This window comes from Pontibacter cellulosilyticus (genome assembly GCF_014306105.1).
Lineage (GTDB): Bacteria > Bacteroidota > Bacteroidia > Cytophagales > Hymenobacteraceae > Pontibacter > Pontibacter cellulosilyticus.
The window spans coordinates 485,031-509,959 of record NZ_JACRVF010000004.1 but is presented as its reverse complement, the minus strand read 5'-3'; the positions used below and the strand labels follow the sequence as shown (position 1 = coordinate 509,959).

General features: G+C 44.7%; 7 protein-coding genes. 3 read left to right on the top strand and 4 right to left on the bottom strand.

Features of this window, described 5'->3' with window-relative positions:
* Window positions 1-54 precede the first annotated feature (54 nt).
* Both H8S84_RS15525 and H8S84_RS15520 read right to left on the bottom strand, forming a co-directional pair.
* Window positions 55-882, bottom strand: a complete 828-nt coding sequence (locus H8S84_RS15525) for a phosphatidate cytidylyltransferase (RefSeq protein ID WP_222621672.1) — start codon at window positions 880-882, stop codon at window positions 55-57.
* A gap of 61 nt (window positions 883-943) precedes the next feature.
* Complete coding sequence (locus tag H8S84_RS15520; RefSeq protein WP_187068266.1) at window positions 944-1,927, bottom strand: CPBP family intramembrane glutamic endopeptidase; 984 nt, start codon at window positions 1,925-1,927, stop codon at window positions 944-946.
* A gap of 53 nt (window positions 1,928-1,980) precedes the next feature.
* Here H8S84_RS15520 and dusB point away from each other — a divergent pair, with 53 nt between their 5' ends.
* The 3 genes from dusB to H8S84_RS15505 all read left to right on the top strand — a co-directional run bounded on the left by dusB (window position 1,981) and on the right by H8S84_RS15505 (window position 10,636).
* Window positions 1,981-2,976 (top strand): tRNA dihydrouridine synthase DusB, encoded by a 996-nt coding sequence (gene dusB / locus H8S84_RS15515; protein ID WP_187068265.1) that lies wholly within the window; start codon window positions 1,981-1,983, stop codon window positions 2,974-2,976.
* A gap of 103 nt (window positions 2,977-3,079) precedes the next feature.
* Entirely contained in the window at window positions 3,080-4,045 is a 966-nt protein-coding gene (locus tag H8S84_RS15510) for a DMT family transporter (protein ID WP_394368002.1), read from the top strand.
* Between the two features lie 474 nt (window positions 4,046-4,519).
* On the top strand, window positions 4,520-10,636 hold the full coding sequence (locus H8S84_RS15505) for an Ig-like domain-containing protein (protein WP_187068264.1): 6,117 nt from the start codon (window positions 4,520-4,522) through the stop codon (window positions 10,634-10,636).
* Window positions 10,637-10,734: 98 nt separating this feature from the next.
* On the opposite strand, the gene H8S84_RS15500 is transcribed toward H8S84_RS15505, so the two are convergent.
* Both H8S84_RS15500 and H8S84_RS15495 read right to left on the bottom strand, forming a co-directional pair.
* Window positions 10,735-16,608: a T9SS type A sorting domain-containing protein gene (locus tag H8S84_RS15500; RefSeq protein ID WP_187068263.1), complete on the bottom strand. Its 5,874-nt coding sequence runs from the start codon at window positions 16,606-16,608 to the stop codon at window positions 10,735-10,737.
* Window positions 16,609-17,239: 631 nt separating this feature from the next.
* On the bottom strand, window positions 17,240-24,655 hold the full coding sequence (locus tag H8S84_RS15495; RefSeq protein ID WP_187068262.1) for a T9SS type A sorting domain-containing protein: 7,416 nt from the start codon (window positions 24,653-24,655) through the stop codon (window positions 17,240-17,242).
* Between the last annotated feature and the right edge of the window lie 274 nt (window positions 24,656-24,929).

Below are 24,929 nucleotides of genomic sequence, written 5' to 3'. Positions count from 1 at the left end.
GCAGTAAAGTTGAGAATTATACTTACAACCTCAAGCAGATAAACGAAAAATATTTTAGAAGATTTTAAGGAACGCCACTACAAACGGGATAGCCATCAGCAGGCTATCGAAGCGGTCGAGGATACCGCCATGGCCAGGCAGCAGTGTTCCTGAGTCTTTTACACCCAGACTGCGCTTTAACAACGATTCTGTTAAGTCGCCTAAAACACCAAATACGGCAACTATAATGGCTACGCCAATCCACTGGTATACTTCCAGATCGGTGAAAAACAGCGCTAGCACGTAGCCTACCACCACTGCCAGAAAGGTTCCTCCTATCCAGCCCTCCCATGTTTTACCTGGCGAGATGCGCTCAAACAGCTTATTCTTGCCGAAGTTCTTGCCAAAAATGTAAGCTCCCGTATCGGAAGCCCAGATCAGCAGCATAAGTCCAAGTATAAGCTGGTAGAGGTATTCTTCTTTTAAGTATGCCAGTGTGTGCAGCAAACCGAATGGCCCGGCAATGTATGCCGCGCCCATTAACGTAAAGGCAATGTTGGTAAAGGGATGCGGGTGCTTGCGGTACATCTCCAGTATAAACACCACAAAAAACAGCGGGATGGATAGGAACAGCAGCTCAGGCTCCATTATCTCTTTCTCCACCAGGAAAACAGAAGTATAAAAAACTGCGCCCAGCGTTATGCCTGCTCCGCGGTGTGGCATTATGCCCTGCACCTGCACCAATCTGTAAAACTCGGCTATGCCCAGCAACGTGAGCCCCAGGAACAGCAGAAAATAGGTCCACTCACCGATGAGTATACTTCCGATAAAGATTGCTGCACCCAGCACGCCCACTATTATTCTTTGGCTAAGGTTGCTGAGTGTAGATAATTTGTTGCTCATGTAAGAGGTTTAGGTTGGCTTGGGCCTTTAGATTTTGCTTTAATAGTTCAGCCGCAGCCGTTTAGTATTCTTCTTCCTCCTCCTCTACCCGTACTCCGGATTCGGCCTCGGCTATACTTTCCTGGCGCACCGGCAGTGGCGAGAATTGCATGTACAGATAGTATAACACCCCAGCCGTAAGCAAAAGCGAGATCAGCACCCATATCCAAGGCATGGCCTCTGTGCTTTCCACGTCGAAGTCTATTTTGCCTGTCTGCTGCAAGTATAGCAAAAAAACAGTAAAGCCATTGTTAACAAAATGTGCAATTATAGGCACAATAATGCGGCCCGACCAGAAGTATAAATACCCGAACATAGCACCCAGCACCATGCGCGGCACAAATCCAAAAAACTGCATGTGAATAGCTGCAAATACGATAGCCGCTATCCAGATGGCTACATGGGTATTATCAAACCAGCGGTGTAACTGGCGCTGCAAAACGCCTCTAAACACCAGTTCCTCGCCAATAGCAGGTATAACAGCCACTACAATAATTCCCACTAATAGCTTTGGAAGTGTGCTAAAGTCAGCGATCAGCTTAGTAAGCTCTGCCATCTCATCCTCCTTGGCTCTGGCCCACTCTGCAAAGCCCTTCATAAACTCGGGCAGCTCCAGTTTCGCGTTCCAGTCTATTACCAGTGAGTTGGCTGGCATCAGTACCACTATCAGTAAGCCGCTTAGCAGCAGGAGCAAAGCCGATGGTCTTACTTTCCAGTTTAGGTAGGTGTCCAGGTTATAACCGAAAGACCTTAGCAGTACCAGCGGAGCCACTACAAACGAGAAAAACTGCAGCACACCCTGCATCAGCAGCATCATGTTTGCTCCTTGTGGGTTAGAGGCAGGGTTTTCGGCAACGGAGGCAAACTCAAAAATGCTTATCCCAAAGACCCAGTTTACCAGCAGGCTGAATATAAAATAGGCGACAAACATACCGGCCGTCATGTAAGCTAACAGCAGCAATAATACCCAAAATGGGTGTAGATCTTTGGAGATGAAACCTTTCATACTAGAGTTTAGGTTTAATTGACGTAAATTTACGCGAAAAATTAGATTTTGCTTTGGTAAAGATAGCGAACATAGAGTTGGGTGAGTTCCCGCTGTTGCTGGCACCGATGGAGGACGTGAGCGATCCGCCGTTCCGAAAGGTGTGTAAGGCTAATGGCGCAGATTTAATGTATACGGAGTTTATATCTTCGGAGGGTTTAATTCGTGATGCAGCCAAAAGTGTGCAGAAGCTCGATATATTTGATTATGAGCGTCCTATAGGCATACAAATTTTTGGCTCAGACATCGATTCCATGCGCGAGGCAGCCATTGTGTCGTCACAGGCCGGACCTGATCTGATTGACATAAACTATGGCTGTCCTGTAAAGAATGTGGCCTGTAAAGGTGCAGGCGCCGCTTTGCTGCGCGATATCCCCAAGATGGTAAAAATGACCGAAGAGATTGTGAAAGCCACAAATCTTCCGGTAACTGTAAAGACACGTTTGGGCTGGGATGAGAACACTAAGTATATCGTAGAAACTGCGGAAAGACTTCAGGACATTGGCATACAAGCGCTAAGTATACACGGCCGCACACGCGTGCAGATGTATAAAGGCGAAGCCGACTGGACTTTGATTGGGGAAGTGAAGAACAACCCGCGCATGAAGATTCCGATCTTTGGCAACGGCGACATAGATTCTCCTCAAAAGGCGCTGGAGTACCGTAACAAGTATGGCATAGACGGCATTATGATTGGCCGCGCCAGCATCGGTTATCCATGGATCTTTAACGAGATCAAACATTACATGGCAACCGGCGAGACATTACCTGGGCCAACACTGGAGGAACGTGTAGAGGTATGCCGCCAGCACTTTACGCACTCGCTGGAGTGGAAAGGCGAAAAACTTGGCATCTTTGAGATGCGTCGCCACTATACTAACTACTTCCGGGGCCTGCCGCACTTTAAGCCGCTACGTATGAAACTGGTGCAATCCGAAGATATTCAGGAAATCTATGATACGCTGGATGAGATTGCGGCTACTATGAGTTATGAGGAAGTAACAACCTAAAACATGTCAAGATAAAAATTTATACTTATTCCCTTGCCAGCAGGCAGGGGAATTTACATTTAGGCTAACATATCCGCAATTATCGGGTTGAGCATAAGGAGTTATTTATGGTAATTGCCTCCTGAACAAGCCCCTAAACATTTTAAAGTTTACTTCTATCAAAACTGCTACTCAAAACAAACAAGAAACAGCCGCCACTGCCACTCCGGCATTAGCATGGTTTCTGATCATTATACTGGCGCTTATCTGGGGTACTTCTTTTATCTTGATAAAAAAGGGACTGATAGTTTTCTCCTCTGATGAGTTAGGCGCCCTGCGTATTGCCATTGCTTTTCTTACACTTTCTCCGTTTGCCGCAATTCACCTGCGTAAGGTAGAGCCTCATCGTTGGAAGTATTTAGTCGGAAGTGGTATACTTGGAAACCTGTTGCCTGCTTTCCTGTTCGCCTATGCTGAAACACGTTTGGCAAGTGGGCTGGCTGGTGTACTAAACTCATTAACGGCTCTCTTCACTTTGCTTGTAGGTGCAATGTTCTTCCGGCAGTCAATAACCTGGATGCGCATGCTGGGCATTATCATTGGTATAATGGGCACGGCTGTACTCATCTTTTCTGGTAACGGCAGCGCCGACATGGACAACAAATACTATGGCCTTTACATTGTAATAGCCACTGTATGCTATGGTGGTAGCGTTAATATTATCAAGCACCGCCTGCAAGGTATGAAACCACTGGTTATGTCAAGTATGGCATTACTGACAGTAGCCCCTTTTGCTGTTGCCTATTTGTTCACAACAGATGTCGTGCACAAGCTGCAGTATACGCAAGGTGCCTGGGAAGCGCTAATGTATATTGCCTTGCTTGCCGTATTCAGCACAGCTGTTGGGCTGGTGCTGTTTAATAAGCTTATCCATATTTCCACCACACTATTTGCCAGCTCTTCCACTTATCTTATTCCCATTGTAGCGCTTATGTGGGGCGTACTGGACGGTGAAAGCATACAGTTGTGGCATTACTTGGGCATGATAGTCATATTGGTAGGCGTGTTTATCGTGAACCGGGCAAAGTAGACTTTGCACTTGGCTTTACAAAAGCAGAAGGCCTGTATTAAGTACATGCCCTCTGCTTTTTTTATGCTCTAAAAGTCTTTTTTTTAACTGTTTTTAAGGCTGTTTAACGGGTATTTTTCCAAAAGCTTAAAGTATACATTAGAAGGCAAATCTCATGCGCTCGATGTTATAACACACTTAATGCATTGATTATCAGATGAAACTAATTGCAAAATCGGCTTGCATAATCAATTCCTTACACTAATTTTAGCACGCATTTTTTTGCAAACGCACAAAACCTAGTCTATCTACTTTTTAATTAACCTTATTATGCAAAACCTTTACTGTTGTACAGGGTTGGGGACCTTGTATGCCTTAATGTGGAAAAGCAGCGACAGCTTCTTTGGCCCAAGTCTAATTTCAGAAGCTCCGCCTTCTGTACTTGTTCAAAACACGCAAGCTTGTAAAAACTTCACCTCTTAAGCCGGCGCAACAATGAAAAAAAGACTTTTAACACTTTCAGCGACCGTCCTGTGGATGGCCGCCACAACTGTTTATGCTCAGGCGCCTAAAAAAGGAAACAGCCCGGCCAAAGCAGAAAAAGAAATCTCCAAAGCAACAAACTCTGCACAGCTAAAAAGGCTTGCAAATGAGTTTGGCAAGGCACATGCGGCTAACAAACAGCGTGCATTGGAACTGGCAAAGCAAAAGAACTGGCCTGTGCGCCAGGTTAGCAAAACCGGACAAGTACTTTCCCTAGAGGGTGTAGATTCTAATGGATTTCCGGTATACTATGCTACTGATAACAATACACGTGCTGCTGCATCTGTAAAAGCTGACCAGCTTTGGGCCGGAGGTTCTACAGGTTTAAATTTGAGTGGCAGCAATCCTGCCCTAAGCGGCAAGCTTGGGGTTTGGGATGGCGGCCTTATTCGTGGTACACACCAGGAACTTACCGGTAGAATGGTGAACCGCGACAACGCTACAACCATTAGCGGACACGCAACACACGTGGCAGGCACTATGGTTGCATCTGGCGTTAACCCGCTAGCCAAGGGTATGTCGTTTGGCGCACCAAACCTACAGGGCTGGGACTTTAGCAATGACGTTGCCGAGATAGCTGCTGCAGCACCTGGACTATTGATCTCAAACCACTCTTACGGTACAATCACAGGCTGGTACTATAACGATACACGTGCCGGTACAACAACAAATCCTTACTGGGAGTTTTATGCTAACCAAAGCATAAGCACAACGGAAGACCTAAACTTTGGATATTATGATACCAAAGCTCAAAGTTGGGACAGAACGGCCTATAATGCTCCTTACTACCTGATAGTGAAATCTGCTGGCAACAACCGTAACCAAACGGGCCCAGCAGTTGGTCAGCCTTTCTGGAAAATAAGCAGCACCAACACCTGGGTTCTGGAAACATCACGTCCTGCAGGTATCAGCAGCAACAATGGCTATGACATTATCTCTACATATGGCACTGCTAAAAATATACTTACTGTTGGAGCCGTAGAGCCAATTCCTTTTGGTTATCAGAAGAAAGAGGATGTTATAATATCTTCTTTCAGTTCCTGGGGACCAACTGATGATGGCCGCATCAAACCAGATATCGTTGCGAATGGTGTGGCCTTAACCTCAGCTTACAACACTGCCGATAACTCCTATGCATCTTTAAACGGAACATCTATGGCTGCTCCTAATGCCAGTGGTACGCTAAACCTACTCCAGGAGCATTACTTTAACACAACAGGCGGATTTATGCGCGCAGCCACTTTAAAAGGCTTGGCCATACACACCGCCGACGAGGCTGGTAACACAGGTCCTGACTATATTTTTGGGTGGGGATTGCTGAATGCCGAGAGAGCCGCAAACCACATTACAAATACAGGTGGCACGAACCTGTTACAGGAGCGCACCTTGGAACAAGGGCAGACTTATACTTTTAATGTAGTTGCATCTGGTAAGGGCCCTCTGGTTGTAACGATTTCATGGACAGATGTAGAAGGACAGGTGCTTACTGCCAACACAACTGCTCTTAATAACCGCAGCCCACGACTGGTAAACGACCTGGACATACGTATTGCCAATGGTTTAACCACTTACATGCCATGGATACTGGATCCTGCTAACCCGGCTAACCCTGCAGGTTTAGGGGATAACTTCCGTGACAACGTAGAGCAGGTTTACATTGCAAACGCTGTTCCCGGTGAAACCTATACCATCACCGTTAGCCACAAAGGAACACTAACTAGCGGACCACAAGCATACTCTATACTTGCCAGCGGCATTGGCGGTGGCGCTTACTGCGTGTCCGGAGCTACTACTGACGGCGACGCCAAAATAAATAACTTCACTTTCGCCAATATCAATAACACACCAGCAGCAGGATGCGCTACCTACAGAAACTTCACTAACTTAATTGCTGCTGTAGAGCCTGGACAAACGCTTCCGCTTTCTGTAACGCTTGGCACATGCGGAGACGAAAATGCACGTGTTGCTAAAGTATATATTGACTGGAACGCTGACAATGACTTTGATGACGCTGGCGAACTGGTAGCTACTAGTGATGTAGTAAGCACCACTACTATTTACACTACTAATATTACAGTACCGGCTTCAGTTGCTACTGGTACGCAATCCAGAATTCGTGTAGTGTTGGCAGAAACAACAGATGCTGATGATGTTACCTCTTGCGGTGGCTATCTAAAAGGCGAGACGCAGGACTATATGATTCGCTTTAACCAACGCTCGAAAGACGTGGGCATAACCGCGCTTCTTTATCCAGAGCAAACTTTCTGTGGAAACACAGAGCTTAATGTTGCTGTAAACCTTCGCAACTTTGGCACTGTAGCCCAAACTAACATACCTGTTACAGTTGTGGTTAGCGAAAGCGGAAACACGATTGCTACACTAACAGGAACCTTTACAGGTCCATTGGCTTCTTTCTCAGAGACAAAGTATTTCTTACCAGGAACATTTAATGCAGAGGCCGGCAAGACTTATACTTTTACCAGCTATACTTCTTTAACAGGTGACTTAAATGCAGGAAACAACCAAAATGTTGCTACCCGCACCGTTAGCTCCTACCTGGATGCTCCTGTAGCAGAGGCAAATAAATGCGGCACAGGCCCGCTAGCTTTAAGAGGAACAGGCGCAGGCACAATTTTCTGGTATGATGCCATGACAGGCGGTAACCTTGTTGCAGCAGGAAACAATGTTTCTAAAGACAATGCTCCGGCAGTAGCCACTGTATATGCAGCATTAAACGACTTTTATGGAACAGTACCATCTGCTAACTATAATGAAGGCGGTGCTCAGTCCAGCTTCAGCAACGGCAGAATGTATTTTGATGCAGAGGTTCCGTTTATCCTGGAGAAAGCTACCATTAATGTAGGTGCTGCCGGCACCATGACGGTGGATCTTCTGGATAAAAACCTAAGTTCAAGTATTGTTGCCACCACCACTATTAACGTAGAGCCTGGTGTTAGCGAATACATTCTTAACCTTCCTGTACCTGCTGCTGGCAAGAACTATACATTAATGGTATCTGCCTTCGGAGGTGGCGCTACGGCTTACCGAAATAACACTACTAATTCAGCAGCTTACCCGCTTACTATACCTAACGTGGTTTCCTTTACAGGCAACAATGGTAGCATAGCTTCCTCATTCTATTACTTCTTTTACAATATTAAGGTAAAAGCTGCAGGTTGTGCTAGTCCGCGTGTTGCTGTACCGGTAAATCAGGCAGCTGAAGCAACAGCAAGTATAACAGCCGCAAGTGCTACTACTTTCTGTACAGGCGGCTCTGTTGTATTGAGCGCAAACCAGGGAGCTAACTATACTTACGCATGGTTTAAGAATGGTGCTGCTATCGCCAACGCTACTACAACATCCTATACAGCTAATTCATCAGGTAGCTACACGGTGCAGGTAACTAATGAACTTGGTTGTAGCGTAACTTCAGCTGCAGTTAGTGTAGTTGTTAATCCGCTGCCTCCTACCTCAATTTCTATCAGTCAGGATCTAAACCTGAATTTGTGTTTAGGAGAGAATTTCTCCCAGACCTTGCGTGCTGTAACCAGCACTACACACAGCTCATTTACTTACCAGTGGTTTAACAATGGTGTTCCAATTGCCAACGCGAACTCAGCTACGTATAATGCCACTGCAAATGGCTCTTATACTGTTCAGCTTAGCTCTCCATGCGGCGGCACCATCACGTCTGCTCCTGTTACTATTACCAACGATGCTGCCCAGATAACTGCACAGGCAGCTGAGACGTGCCAGGGTAGCAACGCAACATTAACTGCACAGACAACTTCTGGCAAGCTATACTGGTTTGATGCAGCTACTGGTGGAAACCTGGTAAAAGTTGGCAACAGCTATACTACGCCAAACCTAACACAGAGCAGAAATTACTTTGTAGCTGCCAGCAACGAAACAATTGGAACATTAGGATCATCCAATCATAGCTCTGGTGGTGGAGCTTCCAGTATAAACAGTGCCCGCATGTACTTTAACGCATCGGTACCATTTGTACTTGAAAAAGCGACTATCAACGTTGCAACTGCCGGAACAATGACAGTTGTGATCACAGACAAGAACAAGAGCAATGCAATCATTTCTAGTGTTACTATAACCGTAACCACCGGAGTTAAGGAGTATAATCTTGGCTTAATAGTTCCTGCTGCTGGAAATGATTATGGCGTACAGGTGGCGAGCTTTGGTGGCGGAGCAACTGCTTATAGAAACAATGCCACTGGATCAACCGCTTATCCATATGATCTGCCAGGCATTGCTAGTATTACTGGCACGAACCAATCTTCTCCTACTGGCTTCTACTACTTCCTGTACGATTGGCAGGTAAGTGCTGCCAGCTGCCAGACTGCTGCCAGAGTAGCTATACCAGTAACAGTTTCTCCAACTACTGTAGCCGGAACTTTAACAGCATCAGCAACAGCAGTATGTACAGGCAACAACAGTGGCACAATAACACTAAGTGGAAACTCTGGTAATGTGGTTAACTGGGAGAGCTCTACAGATGGTACTACCTGGACTACAATTGCCAGCACCAGTACATCTTTGCCTTTCGATAACCTGACTGTTACAACCAGCTACCGCGCTGTAGTGAAAAGCGGCTCTTGCACCGCCACTACAACACAGGCGGTAACTGTTACAGTTAATCCTGCTACAGTTGCAGGAACACTAACTGCTTCAGTAGCTCAAGTATGTTCCGGCACAAACAGCGGCACCGTTACCCTTGTTGGTCAAACAGGAAATGTGGTGCAGTGGGAAAGCTCTACAGACGGGTCTAACTGGACTGTTATAGCACAGACAGCTGCTACACTTAACTTCAGCGACCTGACAAGCTCTACCAGCTACCGTGCTTTAGTGAAGAGCGGTGCATGTACTGAGGCTTACACAGGTGCTGTAGCTGTAACTGTAAATGTGCTGCCAACTGCCGAGATTACTGCAAGCGGTGCACTTACGTTCTGCCAGGGCGGCTCTGTTATCCTTACTGCAACAGAAGGCCAAGGTTATACTTACTTATGGAGCAACGGTGCCATTACAAGATCTATAGAAGCAACTCAAAGCGGCAACTATACTGTAACTGTAACTTCACCAAGTAACTGTTCTGTAACCTCAGCGGCTACAACAGTTAGTGTAACGGCTCTTCCGTCTGCTACGATCACCACGAGCGGATCAACTACAATCTGCGAAGGCCAGACAGTGACGCTTTCTGCTCCGGCAGGCGCTAACTATACTTACCTGTGGAGCAACGGAGCTATAACACAAAGTATAGAAACCGGCACAACAGGGAATTATACTGTAACTGTAACAGGTGCAGGAGGGTGTACTGTTACATCTGAGGCAGTAGCCGTAACGGTAAATGCATTACCAGTTGCTGCAATTTCAGCTGACGGACCTACAGCATTTTGCCAGGGAGGAAGCGTTACATTAACGGCGACAGCAGGTACTAGCTACCTGTGGTCTAACGGAGCCACTACACGCTCTATCACTGTAACTACTTCCGGCAGCTACACTGTTACTGTTACAAATGAAAACGGTTGCTCTGCAACCTCACAGGCAAGAAATGTGAATGTAAATCAGGTACCTGCAAGACCATCGATTGTGCATAATGGTAATAACCTGTCCTCAAGCGAGGCAGAAGGCAACCAGTGGTACTTAAATGGAATTGCTATTGCAGGTGCAACGTCACAAAACCTGACGGTAACGCAGTCTGGCATTTATTCTGTAAAGATTACGAATGCGAGTTCTTGTGCGTCTCCTTTCTCTGAAGAAGTAAACGTAACTATAACTGCCCTTAATAAAGAGCACGCTGCTATAAATGGCCTGCAGGTTTATCCTAACCCTACTACAGGTAAGTTTACAGTGAGCTTTACAGTAACGAAAACAGAGAAAGTGAAGCTTGTGCTTGTAAACAGCATCGGCCAGATACTGTTCGAGGATACTCAGAGCAGAACAGCCGGTTCTCATGAGCAGCAAGTAAGCTTATATAACTTACCAACTGGAGTTTATTACCTACAGGTACACACCAATGGCAAAGTACTAAACAAGAAGGTAGTCGTTAAGAGCTAACCTGATAAGTTTAGCATACATAAAAACAGCCCCTGCAAATATTTGCAGGGGCTGTTTGTTTTAAGGGTGTATAGGTTTGGGGTTGGGGTTAGGAGCGATTATTCTTTTAGAAGCTTCAGGCGTTGCAGCTGCCCTCCGGCTTCTACTGTTATCACATATACACCGGCTGGTATTGCTTTGCCTGCTGTATCAATCGTAAAGGAGTTTGTTCCGGCTTCCATAATTGCTTTTTGCTCCAGTAACATCTTTCCTGCCGTATTGTACAACCTGATCTTAGCCATGCCTACTGCCTCTGCAGGTATACTTAAATTCACTTGGCTCTGGAACGGATTAGGGTAAGCTGTTGCGGCAAGCTGGCTTGCGTTACCAAACTCCACAGCTCTAGGGCCATAGTAAGCGTGGGTGCCATCGCGATCCAGTTGTTTTAAGCGGTAATAGCGAACTCCGCTCTTACCTGGCTCAGTATCAGTAAAAGTATAGCGTGTTTCCACTGCCGAGGTGCCTGTACCCTTCTCTACTGAACCGATCTTGCGGTAGCTTTTTCCGTCCGCAGACACCTCCACTTCAAAGCCTCTGTTTTCTTTCTCGCTTTTAGTTATCCAGGTTAACACCGCATTCTGTCCTTGCTTCTGCGCAGCAAAGTAGCTTAGCTCTATTGGCAGCGGCGACATGGAGCTACCCAGCGTCAGGCGCGTGAGCGACTGCAGCCCGTTCGCCCCAAGCCTGTTGTTTGTCGGGTCTGGAACAGAGCTTGTATGCTGGGTCCAGTTGGTTCCGTCTTTGGAGTGATAGAGCAACAGGGTGTTTTCATCATACCAGCCAAGCTCGTCGGTAAAGTAGTTCATCGTAACAGTAGCGTTTAGGCCTGCGTTGGTACCCGCCACCGTGAAGGAGAAATTACGAAGGATGCTTTGGTTACCGTTCGATGCTGAGATTGCCCTACCCGTCTCCCGAACCACCGTCACTGCACCCGGCGAAACAGCTGGCGTTACAGCAATACCGATTCCTCCAAAGTTTTCCAGCGCTGTGCTTACATTGCGTTGTGTTTCCACAAAGCCGATAACATAGTTATTTTCATTTTCTACGATAGTGGCGGTGCCTCCAAGTATAAACCTGTTAGAGCCTGTGCTAACTTTGCCGTTTGTCAACCGCAAATCAGTGGTAACAGTGGCATTGGCTAACAGTGTTTTGCTATTACCTCCGTTGATTGTTATACTATGGTAGGCTAAACCCGGAATGGATTGTGCTCCGGTGCCATTGAAGTTGATAGTGCTGCTGTTAGTTAGCATGTCTGCACTGGCTCCGCCTGTTATAGAATAGGCTCCTGCTATACTTGTCGTACCCACACCAAACGTTTTAACACCTGCGTTTTCCAGAGTCAGGTTGCCGTACTGTAGCACTTTCACTTGCTGGGCGCTACCGCTGTACGCCATTGTGCTACTTGAGTTAAAGATGTAGTTATCAAGTGCTGGAAGTGTATTTGTGCCGCCAGCCTTTAATGTAGCTCCTGCCGCAACAGAGAGGCCGGAAATTACGCTGGCATGCTCTGTAATTGTTCTGGTGCCGATATCAAATGTACCGCTGCTCACTACCAGGTTTTGCAGAGAGATTATATCTGATGCAAGTGTAACAGTTGCATTTGTTTTAGTCACTTTCAGGTTGCCAATGCTAATCGGAGTGGATGCAGAGTTTATACTTGCCGCCGCAGTGCCAATAAAGTCAAGCTCCACTGAAGCAGCGTTCAATGCTGTGCCATTATTCACGAGACTTCCTTCAAGCTTTGTGTTTTGGCTGATAGCAAGATCGGCACCAGCGTTTACAGTTAAGTTATTGATGGAAGTGCTACCACTGCCGCTTAATTGTGCTCCTGCTCCTGTAAAGATCAGGTTTGTTGTGACAGTGTTTAAAGTGCCATTGTTCTGCAAATTACCTGCTAACGTTAGGTTTGCAACCGCACTTCCGCTTATTCCAGCACCCGCACTTACCAACATGCCGTTAGCTACCTGTGTGTTCCCCTGCAACCCTTTGGTGCCGCTACCTTGCACGGTTAAGTTTCCGTAGGTTATAGGTGCTATCGAAGAGGTTCCGGCGTCATAAATAACATTACTATTTATGCCAAGCGTGTTTGTGTTAAAGTTAGCCGGAAAGCCTACTGTACCTCTTGTAAGTATAGTAGCTCCATTGGCAACCTGCAGTAAGCCACCTGTGGTACTTCTATTCACGGTATGGCTGTCCATTACCAATATTCCGCTTTGCACATCCAGGTTACCGTTAAGCACCAAGTTACCAGCAGTAGTTAATGCAGCTATTTTGTTGATGATAAGGTTGTTAAAGGTTGTAGCCGAAACAGTTTGTGCTGCTCCACCATAAAAAATCACTGTGCTGGTACCCGGCACAAAAGAAGATGCGCTAGCTGTGCTCCAGTTGCCTTGTAAGCTGATAGATGAGCCGTTGCCGGTTAAGGTGCCACCAGCAATGTTTACTCCGCCAGCAATATCCATAGAAGGAACATCGAGCGACAGGTTGCCTAAGCCACTAACTGATAAGTTGCCTGTTATGGCTTGTGCAGTTCCGGAAGTATAAGTTGCCGTGGTAGCAGTTGGTTTGTTTATGCTAAGGTGATGGTATGGCAGGGCTGCCACTGCCTGCGCACCTGTACCGTTGTAGGTAACGGTGCTGGTACCAGCAGTAAAGCTGGCTCCTAAAGTATAATTGTAGTTACCCCCGATATTGAGGTTACCGCTTCCAAGTGACACGCTTGCACCGGCCGGCTGCGTTATACTTCCCGATACTGTTATACTGCCCGATCCATTAACCAAGGAGATGTTGTTGCCCGCACTGCCGTCGTTCAGGGTAAGATTACCGCCTACCGTAAGACTGTTGCTGTTGGTTGACAAAGTATGAGAAGCGCCAGCTCCTACTGCAGATAAATTGCCTGTTACATTTAGCGATCCGCTGCCTATACTTAAGTTTGTAGTGGCTGTTCCCTTAAACTGTACCCCACTTACTGTAACCGCCGAGTTTATTACAGGATGGTTTATCGGGGCCACCTCTCCAAGTATAGCCACATCCTGGCTATATGGAGTTACGGTAGCACTTACACCCATTCCGTCTGTTACATCGATCCAGTTGGCTGCAGTTTCCCAGGCAGTACTCGTGCCACCCACCCAGCTATAAATGCTTGCACTCGACGACATCGCCCACTCTCCTGCTAGGTTGGTTAGGCTGCTTCTGCTGACCCAGTTATCTGTGCTGTTAAAGCTCGTTCTTCCGTAGGTTCTCCATCTTGACAGGCCTGCATCGTATTGATATAATTTCAGACTGCTCTCACTGTTTCCATTTAAGTTAGCATCGCGGTACTGCAGCTGTAAATTGCCGCTGCTGTATGATCCGGCCGGTATGGCTACTGTGTACTTGCCTGTTACAGGTGTTCCAACGGTAAAGCCACTAATAGCCTGTTCAGTATAGGTAACATCAACCTGGCTTATACTACCCGGTGATGTAAAGGTGGCTTTTGCGTGAGGGCCGTTAAAGGCATAGGATACCCCATCGGCGAAGGCATGACTGCGGGATAATGTACCAATAACCCAGCCATTGCCGGTTCTGTCTCCTAGCAATATTACTTTGTTGATCCCCGTCAGGATGTCTCCGCTTGCCATGCTCAGGTTAGTAGCGGTAACATTGTTGTTCAGGGTTAATGTATTGGCTGCGCTTGTTTTATTTACTGCCAAGGTGCCAAAGGTTGTAGTGCCACTTATACTTGCGTTTGCCCCGCCTGTGAACGTGATGGTACCGTTATCATGGTTAAATGTACCGTTGTTGATCCAGTTGCCCAGAATACTGTGGCTAAACGCACCTGCATTAAGAGTGCTGCCAGTAGCAAGAGTTATATTCCCGTTTACAGTTACAGCTCCTCCTGTTGTCTGAGTACCTGCATTAGAAAGTATAAGGTGGTGATAGGTGGTGGCCAGTATACTTTGTGGATTGGTTCCGTTGTAGTGTACAGAGTTGGGTATGCTGGAACTCACATCAAATAAAGAGCTACCTGCTCTCGTCATAGCACCTGCAATGTACAGATTAGCGTTGGCCAGCATACGCATACTTGTGCCTGTAATGGCTGCGTTGTTCAGGTAATGAGTGCCTCCAAAAGTAGAAGTACCGGAAAAAGTTACTGTTCCGCCAGATGCTGTTAGCGCACTGACTCCACTAAGCGAAGAGGTAACAGTAAAGGAACTCGGAGTGGATGTAGCTGCAGCAATATTCAAGCCCCAATAGTTCATACTTCCGGCACCCGCTATACTTTTGCCTGCGCCAGCCATACTTACAGTTCCTGCACTTGCCGTAAAGCTTCTGCCTGTGTTTGTTGTAAAGTTGCCATTAACTGTAAAATTTGAACCTGTTGTTACAGCACCGTCGATGGTAAGGTTCTGAAAATTAATACCTGAGCCGCTGATAGATTTGCTGCTGCTGTTCTGCATGGTGATGGTGCCGTCAGCTACCTGGCTTAGGCCTCCTGTAGCGGCAAGGTTTCCTCGTATAGTTAAGGCTGGCACCGTTATACTTGTACCTGTTCCACTTAGCGTCAGATTATTAAACTCTGTTGCCCCTGCCGTGCTGGAGATAGTTTTGCCTGCTCCTGTCATGGTTACAGTGCTGGCATTGCCTACAAACGTACCGTTGGCAGCCCAGTTACCTGCAACCGTATGCGTAGCACTACCTCCATTGAAAGTAGTGCCTGTGCCTATTGTTACATTACCAGTTACAGCAATGGGAGCACCTGCAGTAAAGCTAACACTACCTGTGCTTGTTAAATTACCAGCCACCGTCATGGCAGTTGCAGGCATGGTCTTAGTACCGGTGTTGCTGAGCAAAAGATGCCCGTAGGTTACACTGGTGACTAGCTGATTGGTGCCGTAATACTCTACTGTACTATTTGCATCAAGAGTGTAGGTAACATAGTTAGCCGGAAGTGTGTTTATGCCACCTATACGCAGAGTAGTTCCAGAAGCCATAGATAACACCCCCCCTGGACTGGATCCTCTATCCAAAGTATAAGTTTCCAAATCAAGGGTGCCTGCGTCTATAGCAAGCTGTGTGCCCTGTGCTGCATATACAACAGTATTTCCATCTAGTGTTTTAGTGCCGCTTCCACTAACACGTAATATACCGTAAGTGATATCGCTTTCAATTACTTGGTTACCTCCAGCATAATTAAACACACTTGAAGTAAACATAGTTGTCGGCCTGATGGAGAAGTTAGCATAATAGGAAGAGCCGCTAACCAGTGATGTGCTTTTTATAAATATAGTTGCTCCTTCATTAAACACGAATTTAGTACCCGCAACATTCGGTATATTTACAAGATGCACCCCCGGATCTAAAGTACCGCTCACCGTAAGTGTAGGCAGCACATCAGTAGAATTGTTTGATGGCGTAAGTGTAACCAAATTAATTCCTGAGGATAACTGTATATTACCAGATATAGTAAGGTTACTGAAATTATTCACAGCTGTTCCTCCAATAGTTTTTCCGGCACCAGAAAAGCTTATAGTAGGATTCTTAACACTCTGGGCTCTCGTAGATTTTCCTTTTGTATAGACAGTTTCAAGATAGATGTTGTCATTAGTCCAATTTCCTTCCACATTTATGTCAGAACCTTCATTTTCTATTTCTCCATTTGAAAGAATAATAACATCACCGCGCACAGTAAGCCCCTTGTCAGTTGATACTAGAAGCTTTATTGGGCGCGCACCCCCTACTGTTAAAGAAAGGCATTCAGCCAAAGAGGTTTGATCAATTTCTGGGGGTTTGCTGTTTGACGGATAATTTGCATCACCTATAATAGCATGCTTTGTTGCACTAGGCACGCCGTTCGTCCAGTTAGTGGATGTATTCCAGTTTGTATTGTTATTGCTTCCTATCCAACTGGTGGTAGTTTGAGCTTGCACTATATAAGCAGGTAACACTGCCATTATTAGCAGCCAAAATGCAAAACATCGGATTTTTTTTAGAGCAGTAAAAATTCTCATAAGCTTTACATCTATCTAATAAATTGATTACTAGGCAAAACGACATACATTTCTCCATGTGAGTAATGAAAAAGTGTATTAACTGGAGTTCTTATTGGACTGTATTGTAGTGCACAAAGCATTCTAATTGCACTGATTTTTGCGTTTTAAATATTCAAATAATTTACTTGATTATTTAATGCTGATTTTAATATGCTGTTGCTTGGTGGCGAAGCCTTTTTGAAACTTGCAATTAATATATATAAATTTACTATTATATGCACACTTTAGTTGCACTTAATTATGTATTATTATAACTAATACAAATACTAATTGCCTCTAAGCATATAGAAGCAATACAGTCTTGGTAAAAGCCAAAAAAAAGATTGAGAATTTTTATAGAACGTTGTATCAAGCAATCACAAAAGCCCTGATCATATAATTAACTACTGACCTTTGTAAAAATAGAGTAGTAGCATAAATGTTGTTATATCTCTCCTACCTTGTTATTTAATAAGTAATTATGGCTGTGGCGGACAGGCATAAAAAAAAGGGCACCTGCAAGCAGGTGCCCTTTTAATAAGGTATGATTTGATTATTCCTTTACCACTTTTATACTCTGCTTTTTACCGTTAACCTCAATAATAAACAGGTATAAGCCTGAACTAAGGTGTTGCAGATTACTTTTGATTTTACAGTTGTTTATTCCTGCTAATACATCGATAGACTCTTCGTAAACTGCTCTGCCCGATGCTGTATAAAGGATGCCCTTGCCAACTCCAGAGTTTTCAGAGTAAAAGTTTACTTGTAAACTGCCTTGGAATGGGTTAGGATACGCTGTGGCAGCAACATAAGCCTCTTTGTTAAACGTTAATGCACGTGGGCCATAATAACTGAAGGCACCGTCATGGTCTATTTGTTTCAGTCGATAATAACGTACGCCGAGTTTGCCTTTCTCTGTATCTGTATAAGTGTATAGGGCTCCAGACCTTAATGAAGCGGTTGCCTTACTTACGAAGCCTAATTTCTTATACTGCACACCATCTAACGATACTTCCACCTCAAAGCCTTTGTTATTTTCTTCATTGGCTGTTTCCCAAGTTATTACTGCATATTGGCCTTGCTTCTCTGCGCGCAGATACTTAAGCTCAACCGGCAATGGCATTGATGAACTGCCCAATGTCATGCTTGTTAGGGCTTGCATACCAGTTGCTCCTAACCTGTTGTTCGTTGGGTCCGGCACAGAACTGCCATGTTGTGTCCAGTTGGTTCCGTCCTTAGAGTGGTAAAGTAGCAGCGAGTTCTCATCGTATGTCCCTAACTCGTGCTCAAAATAGTTGAAGGTTACTGTAGCATTTAATCCCGAGTTAGTTCCCGGTACCGTAAAGGCATAATTTCGCAAAATGCTCTGATTACCGTTCGAGGCAGTTACTGCCCTTCCTGTTTCTCTAAGCACAGTTACTGTACCTGGAGAGACTGCTGGTGTGATACTGATTCCTAACCCACCAAAGCTTTCCATAGCTGTTGTCATGGTGCGTTGTGTTTCTACCAAACCCGTTACATAATTTGCAGCCGTCTCCACAATTGTGGCTGAACTGCCAAGTATAAACTTATTTGAACCTGTTGTAATTCTGCCATTAGAAAGCCTTAGCTCCTTTGCTACGTTAGCATTACCTACTAAGCTCTTAGCATTAGTAGCTCCGTTTGATACCAGAATTTTGCTGTAGTTTAGCCCAGGAATAGCTTGCGCACCTGAACCGTTGAAGTCAATGGTAGTCTCAACAGAGGTTAAATCAGCAGTTGCTGTTCCGGCTGTGGTAAAGCTTGCTGCAACACCTGTTGTTCCAGAGAAAGTCTTTATTCCGCTGTTACTTAGTGCCAGGTTGTGATAATTTATCGGTAGAATATTTTGCGCTGTACCGTTGTAGTTTACGGTGGTGCTGTTAGCAACTGCATTAACAGCTGAACTTCCAGAGTTTGTAAAGGCATTTGCTATGCCTGTTGTGCCAGTAGCCAAAGTCTTCGCACTACCTGTGCTCAGTGTTAAGTTGTTGTAATTAATAGCGGCTACTGTTTGCGCTGCCGTTCCATTATACTCTATTGTAGCCGGAGCAATTACTGCAGGACCGGCAGCAACTGTAAAATTACCAGCTATCTTGGCCGTACCTGCATCAAACGTTTTAGTGCTTGTGTTTTTAAACGATAAGTTACCATACTGTACACTCAACACAGGCTGAATATCTGCAAGGGCGCTGCCACCATAATACTCTACAGTACTGTTTTCAGCAAACGTATATTTATCGAGTTGCAGTTGAGGTACTGTACCTTTGCCGCCTATCTTAAGCACAGCATTGTTGGCAACAAAAACTTCAGATTGGTTATCTTCACCTGCTAACAGTAAAGCGGGTTTAACCACATTGTAGGTAGCCATATCTAGTGTGCCAGCTAAGACTTTTAGCCTATTTAGGTCGTTTATGCCAGCCTCTAAGGTTAGCATAGCAGTTGATGCTTTGTTAACCTCAACATTTCCTATACTTACTACTCCATTAACAGGTGCTTTTAATAGACTGTTACCTGTACCCTCAAACCTTAATAGCCCGCCAGTTGTATTAAGGTCAGCGCCTTTATAAGTAAAGTCTTGGTTTATAGCTACTGTTTTACCAATAGCCACTCCTGCACCTGTTTCGATGGTTAGACTTCCCATAGTAGTACTGCCGGTACCACTTACCGATGCAGCTGTAGGAGTTTCTTTTGCAAGACCTACAGTGTTAGTAAGTGTAAAGCTGCTACCTGCTCCATTTATGGTACCGTTGTTTATAAGGTTACCACCTACAGTATAGAAACCAGAAGACATTGGTACCGATGTTGTAGCTGAAGTTGCCAACGTGTACTCGCTTGCAGTACCCGTATTAAATACTGTACCCTGTGCTACAGTTAAATTACCTTTTATATTCCAGTTGGAGTGTAAACTCAGCGATGAACTAATAGAAGTGCCATTAACTCCCACTGAGTTTGTATTATCTACAATAACATTATTAAGTACACCCGGCACAAAACCCAAAAGAGCTAGCATCTCTGTACCACCTATGCGCAATGTACCGGTGCTTTGAAATGCATCAGGCGACAAGCCTAATTTAAATGGATAATATGGGTTTGTCGGAAGAATACTTACTATTCCTTGATCGATAGGATTCAGGTACATAACTCCTGAGCTTGTAATTAATCCTTCATTATCTATACCTGTTGCAAATATGTGTGTAAAGCTTCCACCGTGAAACTTAGCATTTGGTTTAACATATAATACACCTCCTACTAACCAATTTACGCTTGTAGTAACTCCACCAGTATTGTTAATGATTACAGAGCCAAACTGTGGAGCAGTTGTTGAGTTCAGAACTGGCGGCATAGAACCATTAAACTCTACCGTAGGTGGTGCCGGCTTATTGTTTAAAGGGTTAATACCAGCCGGTGTGATAGGAGCACGCAGCTGTATAGTTTGTTGCCTATTACCTGTAAAAGCTGCCGTACCACTACTTAATAAATCTCCTGTATTAATGAAGTTGCCTTCAAAAGTTGCTCTTAACGTAGTTCCATTTATACTGCCCTGGTTATTAAAATCACCCTTTATAGTAAGACTATTCGTGTTAACAGCATTAGAAAGGGTATAGTCGGCGTAAGGCTCTAACAGCATATTATGTACTGTGATAGCACCTATCAGATATTTGGCTGTTTTAACTTCTACAGTTACAGGAGCCAGCACAAGGGTACCTTCATTGTAAGTAGGTCCTGCTATAAATTGTCCTCCTGTTGCCAGACTAAAATTACCTTTAAGAGTCAAAGTTTGGGCATCTCCGTTTAATATAGCATCATCTGTTATAGTTAGATTGCCAATAACAGTAGTAGCAGCCTGTAACTTTTTAGATGTAACTGTACCATCGCCTAATGTGCTTTTGTTATCAAATGTCAGGTGACCATAAGTTACAGCTGCAACTAATTGGTTGATAGTACCCTGATATTTAACATGGCTACCTTCATTTAATAATACACTAGTGAAGTTCGCCGGGAAATTTGAATTTTCTAAAAGCAATACTCCTGTGCTGCCCATATTAAAATTGCCACCTGGTGCTGTTCTGGCAATAGTTTTTAAGCCAAGACTAACAGTACCGCTTATAACATCCAGATCAGCATTGATCCTGATGTTGCTGTTAACAGTAAATACAGCCGTACCTGTTTTAGAAACTGAAAGGTTGTTGAAAGTATATGTAGTTGTTGCATCTGCCTGATTTCCTATAAAACTATCTATGCTTCCATTAAATATCACAGTGCTGGTGGCTGGTGTAAACGTACCTGCTGTTCTGGTCCAGTTGCCAGCTACTTTAAGTGTTGAGTTTCCGGCGTCAATAGTACCGCTACTCTGCGTAACATTGCCGTTGATAGTAAGATCAGTCGCACGCAGCACAAGAACCTCGGCAGCACTCATAGTCAAGTTACCATTGATAGTAAGTGCAGCGGGAGCAGTTAAGGTAGCTAAACCGAGAGACTTACTTATTGTAAGATGATGATAACTAACCGGGGCTATTATCTGAGATCCCACTCCATCATAGTTTACAGTACTACCAACGGCGGCAGCAAAGCTACCGTTTGAGTAATTATAGTCACCTCCTACTTTTAAAGTACCGCCAGCTATTGTAAGGCTGCTGGAGTTATTTTGGTTAATTTCGCCTGCAACGGTTACAGTACCTGCACCAACCTGAAGGTTAAGGTTATTATTTAGACCTCCTGAAAGCACCACAGCGCCGCCTACATTCAATTTTGAAGCCGCATCAGTCAATGTTATTGTGCTGACTCTGGATGTGGTACCGGCTCCGCTGGCTACCACGTTGCCACTTACAGTTAATGCTGAAGTTGCTCCGCTCAAAGTTAAGGTTATTTGAGCACCGCTATCCAAAAACTGAATGGCCTTTACGGTAGCTGCTGTTGCAAGAGTAGGTTGGTGTGCTACAGTTGTAACCCCACCAAATTCAACTATATCCCCGGCCTGAGGAGCCTGTGTTGCAGTCGAGCCATTTGCCTGCTGCCAGTTAGTTGCAGTGTACCAATCTGTGTTGGTTGTTCCCACCCAGCGTAAAATACCTGCACTCTCAGATAGGGTCCAGCTGCCAGTTACATTGGTTAGAGTATTACTAACTACCCAGTTTTGGGAGGCATCTCGACCTGTTGCTCCCTTTGCCTCCCATGGGCCTGTAGTAGATGGAGCATAAAATAACTGCATTGTAGCTTCGCTATTACCATTAAGCTCGGCATCGTTATACTGCAACTGGAGCGTACCTGCATAGTTGCTTCCTCCTGATATATTTACATCATACCTACGGTTTATGGCACTGCCATTTGCAAAGCTGCTCACCACACCCGAGGTATTTGTAACTGTAATAGCTGTAACATCCGCCGTAGATGTCAAAGTGATGTTATTATTGGGACCGGCAAATGCGTAAGGAGCATTTGCCGTAAAAGCATGTTGCCTTTTTATGGTACCAAACACCCACCCGTTACCGTTTCGATTCTCGGTCACGGTAATAGTATATATACCGGTTCTTAATGATCCAGAGGTTACAGTCAGGTTTTTCGTCTGCACATCGTTGGCAAGCTCCAGGTAACTTGAAGCTACAGATTTATTAATTTCTAATTCATTGAAAACCGTCCCAATACCTGTAACACTACCGTTTGAAGTACCGTCGAATGTAATCTTACCTGTGCCGCCATTAAAGGCAGCACCAGCACTATTGATCAAGTTACCCTTAATGCTGTGTGCATAGCTACCAGCCGCAAAACCAGAGCTATTTTCAACAGTCATATTGCCCCAGACTGTAATAGCACCTGTAGCTGTTTTGGTATTACTGTTTTTGATTACCAAGTTAAAGTACTCTCTGCCAATTACATTCTGAGTGCCTACTTTGTTATAGGTGATGGTGTTCGGTGTATTGGCGGTAACGTTTAATGTTGCCCCTGCTGTAACCAAATCATTGGATATACCCATATTGGCACTTGCGTTCAGCGTTAGCGTGTTTCCTGTTAGCACAGTTACATTGTGCAGCAAGTGCGTACCACCAAATGTTGATGCCCCATTAAATGTTACAGTTCCGGCTGTTGCTGTTAGAGTACCTATGCCACTTAAGTTATTAGATACTGAGAAATTAGACATTGTGCCAGTTGTACCCAATATGCGCAAGCTATACAATTGCAGTGTACCGCTGTTAGCTATAGTAGCACCTGTGCCTTGCATATTTACGATACCTGCAGTTGCCGTAAACGATTTACCAGCAATTACTGTAAGATTGCCATTTACAGCCAGTATAGCCGTGGTTGTTGTGGTGCCGTTCCCAATCAGATTATTTAGAGTGATGTTCTCGCCAGTGATACTCATGCTATTGCCAGACATAGTAAGGTTGGCAGTACTTGTAAACTTACCATTCCCGGTGGTGGCAAGGTTGCCAAACACCTCTACGTCAACTGCTGAGGTTATCTGTCCTGTTGTAAGGCTAAGGTGGTGAAACGGTACTGTACCTGATGCACGCATTATATGCATACCTGCACCATTCATAATTACAGTACTACTTCCTGGTGTAAACACTCCGTTATTTGTCCAGTTGCCACCTACTGTTATGGTTCTGGTGCTTCCGCCTAAGGTAGTACCCGAACCTATATTTACATTTCCGAGTACAGTAAAATCGTTGCCTGCTGCGTAGTTCACTGTACCAGTACTGCTAAAATTACCTGCAACAGTAAAAATATCCACAGGCATGCTTTTCGTGCCAGACCCGCTAAGCAATAGGTGACCGTATGTTTGCCTGCCTACAGTCTGGTTTGTACCGTAATATTCTACCGTGCTAGTCGGACCTAAGTTAACAGTGCTATATCCTGATGGGAAGGTACCTGTACCTCCTATTCTAAGAAAAGCATCATTTGCAACAGTTAATGTACCTCCTACAACAGGCGAAGCAGATCCGGTTCTGTTTAAACTGAATGTTTTTAAATCCAGTGTACCTGCCTCTACTATCAATTGTGTGGTAGCCGCTACATCTGATACTGTTGTATTTGCCTCCAGTTCCTTTATACCTCCGCCGCTTATCTTAAGTATACCATAATTTCTTGCCAATACAGTTTGTGTTCCGGTTGCTGCTGCATAGTCTATGGTGCTTGTGGCATACAAGGTAGCGGTTCTGCCATAGTTGCCGGCGTAAGTTGCTGCCATTACTTTAGCTGTACCTCCTGCTTCAACAATAAAATCTCCTGTATAAGCAGAGGTCGGGTCTCCCTCTCTAGTAATTGTTTCACTCCATGTTACTAAATGGGTAGCAGGGTTGAGGGTACCACCTACTTTAAGATCGGCTGTACTCCTTACTTGGTTGTGTGCATTGGATGGCAACACTAGTGCTTTTATCACTACATTACCTCCCAGCGTTACACTCCCACTAATAAGTATATGGCTTATAATTGTTGTACCTGTACCTCCTAATGTTTTACCGGTGCCTTGCATTTCTAACGAGGGGAAATAACGCCCTTTGGCACCGTTGTTTCTTCTGTAAGTATCTTCAGAGTAAACACCGTTGTTGGTAAAGCTCCCTTTCAGAAATACATTTGTACCAACATTTAGCAGTGTTGTGTTACTACCTACGATAACATCACCGTTTACGACCACATTAAAATCGTTAGTTATTGTAAGCGTTACTGACTTGTTTGTTCCTTGCAATTCAATGCTGGCTATTTCAAGTGCAGTAGTCTCATCAATAGTTGGTTGGTTGGTGCCTGTAAAGTTAACGTCTCCTATTACAGCTCCTAAAGTGGCAGTGGGTACTCCATTTGTCCAGTTTGCCGCTGTGTTCCAGTCATCGCTGGATGTTCCTCTCCAACTAGTAGTTTGAGCATGAGCGTAGGTGCTACCAAGCACCAGCCATAAAAGCGTAAGCCCAAAAATACATTGACTGATTTTTTTTAGGTGAGTAGAAATCCTCATAGGCATTGAATAAACTAATTAACTATATAATGACAACTTTTACAGAAATTCTGTTTAGCATTTTTCCGAAGCATCAGCCAATGCAATTTTCCGGAATAAATTGAAATATTTGACTGTACCACCTGTATCCTATACAAAACCCGTGCAATTTCTAGCACAAATAATTATATATGGATTTTAGGATTACATATCTTCTATTTCTGTATCAAGTTTGTTTAAAAGGATTAAGTGCGGTTTTTGAATTATAATAGAAGATATGCATTATTAAGTTCCA